General features: G+C 51.3%; 2 protein-coding genes and 3 pseudogenes. 4 read left to right on the top strand and 1 reads right to left on the bottom strand.

Annotation, left to right across the window (positions count from 1 at the left end; translation table 11 throughout):
• The 3 pseudogenes from QZ506_RS13885 to QZ506_RS13875 form a co-directional block, all read left to right on the top strand.
• Positions 1-405: pseudogene (locus QZ506_RS13885) on the top strand (transposase); the annotation flags it as partial.
• Positions 406-503: 98 nt separating this feature from the next.
• Positions 504-710: pseudogene (locus QZ506_RS13880) on the top strand (IS1 family transposase); the annotation flags it as partial.
• A 29-nt stretch (positions 711-739) separates the two neighbouring features.
• A pseudogene (locus tag QZ506_RS13875) lies at positions 740-1,822 on the top strand (pectate lyase); the annotation flags it as partial.
• 40 nt (positions 1,823-1,862) lie between these two features.
• Here QZ506_RS13875 and kup read toward each other — a convergent pair.
• A complete protein-coding gene (gene kup, locus QZ506_RS13870; RefSeq protein ID WP_291971804.1) occupies positions 1,863-3,731 on the bottom strand; it encodes a low affinity potassium transporter Kup in 1,869 nt (622 codons plus the stop codon).
• Positions 3,732-4,051: 320 nt separating this feature from the next.
• Between kup and QZ506_RS13865 the strand changes: the two genes are divergently transcribed.
• Positions 4,052-4,155 (top strand): helix-turn-helix domain-containing protein (locus tag QZ506_RS13865; protein ID WP_291971806.1); only part of this gene is annotated, 104 nt, incomplete at its 3' end.

Below are 4,155 nucleotides of genomic sequence, written 5' to 3'. Positions count from 1 at the left end.
GCGGATTTGTCGCTCAGTGGTACGACTGATGCCCAAGCTCTACCGGCGCTGATAAACCAGACCCACCGGAAAATCAGAGAGGCATCGGCTGACGGCGCTTACGATACAGTTTACTGCTATGATGCTCTGCTGAGGAAGAAGATAAGGCCGCTTATCCCGCCACGAAGGGGGGCACAATATTGGCCAGATCGCTACCACGAGCGTAACCACGCTGTTGCAAATCAGCGCATTAGCGGTAGTAACGATATCTGGAAAAAGAAAGTGGGCTATCACCGGCGCTCAGTGGCTGAAACGGCAATGTTCCGGTTCAAAAGGCTTCTGGGTGGTCATCTAAGTCTGAGAGACTACGATGCTCAGGTGGGTGAAGCCATGGCCATGGTCAAAGCGCTTAACCGGATCACGCTATCAGGAACAGTATTCGCATCACGTAACAATCGACCCGTATGGGGCGCGGTCGTTACAAGTTTTGATTTATTCAACAAAGCCTCGTTAGTCATGCAAACACGGATGGCTACAGGGCTTACAACGACGAACTTCCAAAAGTAAAACACATTGTTAGCAATCTGTATACACAGCGTATTGAGCGTGCACATCTGACACTGCGTAACCGATTGCAACGGCTCAATCGCAAGACGCTCGGATATTCAAAATCATCCGAAATGCACGGTAGGATCATCGGTACTTACATCGAACGCGAGTACTACGTTTGATGCTACATCAACTCCTTGAATAAACGACCAAAAAAACGCCTTTCTTCGCTACAAAGGGGCTGAGTTTTCTTAACGCCGGTAATGACCTGATCTATTCCGCATCGCTGCTCTATAAAAACAACCATGAAGCCGGCGCGCTGGTATGGGCAAAACGGCTGGCGGAGCAGTATGTGTTGCCGCGCGATAAAAAAACTGGCCTGGGCGTTTACCAGTTCACCTAGGCATTAAAACGCGCTGAAACCAGCGATGACAGCGATACCAACTCCAAATACGGTGACCGTGCTCAACGTCAGTTCGGACCAGAGTTTGTACCTGCTGCGTTGGAGGGCAATATGATGTTGAAGGGGCGCACCAGCACGCTCTATTCCGAAAATGCGCTAATGCAGCTACAACTGGCGAAAGATTTCGGTAAAGACGGCGACGATATCAAGAAATGGACGCTGGATGGCCTGAAAGCGTTTGCCAAATACGCCTATGACGAAAGCAACAATACCTTCCGCCCTATGCTGGCCAACGGTACCGATCTTTCCAACTACACGCTGCCACGCAATGGTTACTACGGTAAGAAAGGAACGGTACTGAAAGCTTACCCGACCAGCAGTGATTTCCTGTTGTCCTACGCCCGCGCCTACACGCTCGAGAAGGATGCCGATCTGTGGAAAGTGGCGTGCTGCATCGCCAAGGGGTTGGATCTGGGAGATATCGGCTCAGCACCGGGTAAAGGCGTCAGCGTCAATGCCAGCACCAAGAACAGCGACCCGTATGCTATTTTTGCGCTGATCGATCTGTGGCAGGCAACGCAGGATAAAACCTACCTGACGATAGCCGAAAAAGTGGCTGACAACATTGTCAGCAATAATCTGCACAACGGCTTCTTTATGAACTCTGCCAAGTATCAATATGCGTCGATAGATAACATCGATCCCTACGCGCTGCTGGCACTGGAAGCTACGCTGAAGAACAAACCACAGGCCGTTACCCCGTTCCTGAAAGGTTCCGGCTTTACCGAAGGGGCTTATCGCATTCCGGACGGCAGCGCCTGCGTATCCACCCGTGATGATGAGCTGTTTGCCCTGAAGGAAGGGGAAACCTTAAAACCGAACGGTAAATAATCACCAAAAATGACGCCCTCTATTTCGAGGGCGTCATACACTAAATCTCCACCTGAATCCCCAGCTCTATCAGCCGGTTTGGCGGTATATCAAACTGATCGGCCGCCCGCAACGCATTGCGACTCAGCATCATAAAAACCTTGCCGCGCACGCGCAGATACCAGGGCCGTTTGCCCATGGTTAGCGACTCATTAGACATGAAAAACGATGTTTCCATCATTTGGCAAGCTAACCCCTCCTGCCAACAGCGGTGAAACACCTCTTCCACGTTGGGCGTTTCCCGCCAACCGTAGTTGGCAATCACGCGCCAAAAGGTCGGGGAAAGCTGTTCAACCGTAACGCGCTGCACATTATGCACATAGGGAACCGCTTCTGTGCGCATAGTCAGCAGCACCCCCCTTTCGTGCAATACTTTGTTGTGTTTGAGATTATGCAGTAATGCAAACGGGATGACGTGCGTCGCGCGCGACAGATAGACTGCCGTACCCGGCACCCGTACCGGCTGGTTTTTCTCGAGTGAGGCAATCATCGCATCCAGTGAATTATCATGCTCATGCAAACGACGCAGTAAACGGAAACGCTCGCTCTTCCAGGTCGTCATAATGGTAAACATGATCAATCCCAGCGCCAGCGGCAACCAGCCGCCGGAAAGGATTTTAACCACGTTGGCAAGAAACAGTGGGATATCAATCAACAACATCGCCACCAGCAATAGCCACACCAGATAGCGGTTCCAGTGCCAGTTTTTTACCGCCACGGTCGCGGAAAGAATGCTGGTCAGTACCATGGTTCCGGTCACCGCGATACCGTAAGCTGCCGCTAAATTGCCAGAATGCTCGAAGCTGACGATGACAATCACCACCGCCGTATACAGCAGCCAGTTCATCGCCGGAATATAAATCTGCCCGGATTCCATGTCTGACGTATGCACAATACGCATTGGCGGCAAATACCCCAGACGTACCGCCTGACGCGTCAGCGAGAATACGCCGGAGATAACGGCCTGAGAAGCGATGATGGTCGCCAGCGTTGCCAAGATCAGCAGCGGAATCAACGCCCAGTCGGGAGCCAGTAAAAAGAAGGGATTTTTGATGGCTTCCGGGTTACGCAGCAGCAACGCACCCTGACCAAAATAGTTGAGCACCAACGACGGCAACACCACGGTAAACCACGCCAAGCGAATAGGGAATTTACCAAAGTGCCCCATATCCGCATACAGCGCTTCCACCCCGGTGATCGCCAGTACCACAGCCCCCAGCGCGAAGAAAGAGATAAACTTGTATTCCATAAAGAAACGCACGGCGTAAACCGGGTTCAATGCCTGAAGCACCTGCGGCGTTTCCATCACGCTGCTCACTCCCAGCACCGCTAGCGTCAAAAACCAAATCAGCATCACCGGCGCAAACAGCTTACCCACGCTACTGGTGCCGTGTTTCTGAATGGCAAACAGCAAGGTCAGCACAATCACCGACAGCGGCACGATGTAGCTGTCCAACTCTGGGGCAGCAATCTCAATCCCTTCCATTGCTGAAAGCACCGACATCGCCGGGGTGATCACCACTTCGCCATAAAAAAACCCTCCACCAATCAGCCCTATGATCACCACGATGGATGTCATGCGATCGCTGGTGTGGCGTCCGGCCATTGACATCAGGGTCAAAATACCCCCTTCTCCGGCGTTGTCTGCTCGCATCACATAGGAGAGATACTTGAGCGACACCACCAGTACCAGCAGCCAGAAAATCAGCGAGAGGAAGCCAAATACTGAATGCTGCTCGACGCCAAACCCAAACTGTCCGGAAAGGCATTCCCTTAATGTATAAAGTGTGCTGGTGCCGATATCCCCGTACACCACGCCAATAGCTGCCAAGGTAATGGCAGGAAGCGATTGCTTATGCTCTGAGCTCATAGCGCCTATCTTCTGTTGTTTTCACTTTGCGACTTCCGCTGTTTTCACGGCGTAGAGAGCAACTTTCACGGCGTAGAGAGCAACGCGTTTTTCGTAGACTTAGCCCGAAAGCGCACAGTATGCATATATTCATGCAAAAACCTATCCCTTCACGCTGTATCGAAACATCCAGAAATAAACTGGTTTATTGATTAACATAGCCAAAGATGGCGATAATCTGTATTAGTCGCGACTAGATCTGACACTTGACCTTGAAAGGTTGAGAATTACCGGTTTTGATATGGGTGTCTAATCCTTAAACAAAACGCGAGGTAACTCTCATGCTTCATACTAACAATCTCATAATCAAACACAAAGCCGGCCTGCTCAATCTCGCCGAAGAACTCGGTAACGTATCAAAAGCCTGCAAGATCATGGGCGTGTC

The sequence above is a fragment of the Candidatus Symbiopectobacterium sp. genome (genome assembly GCF_020054415.1).
Classification (GTDB): Bacteria; Pseudomonadota; Gammaproteobacteria; order Enterobacterales; family Enterobacteriaceae; genus Symbiopectobacterium.
Note: the sequence above shows the minus strand (reverse complement) of the source record. Positions and strands in the feature narration are given on the sequence as shown.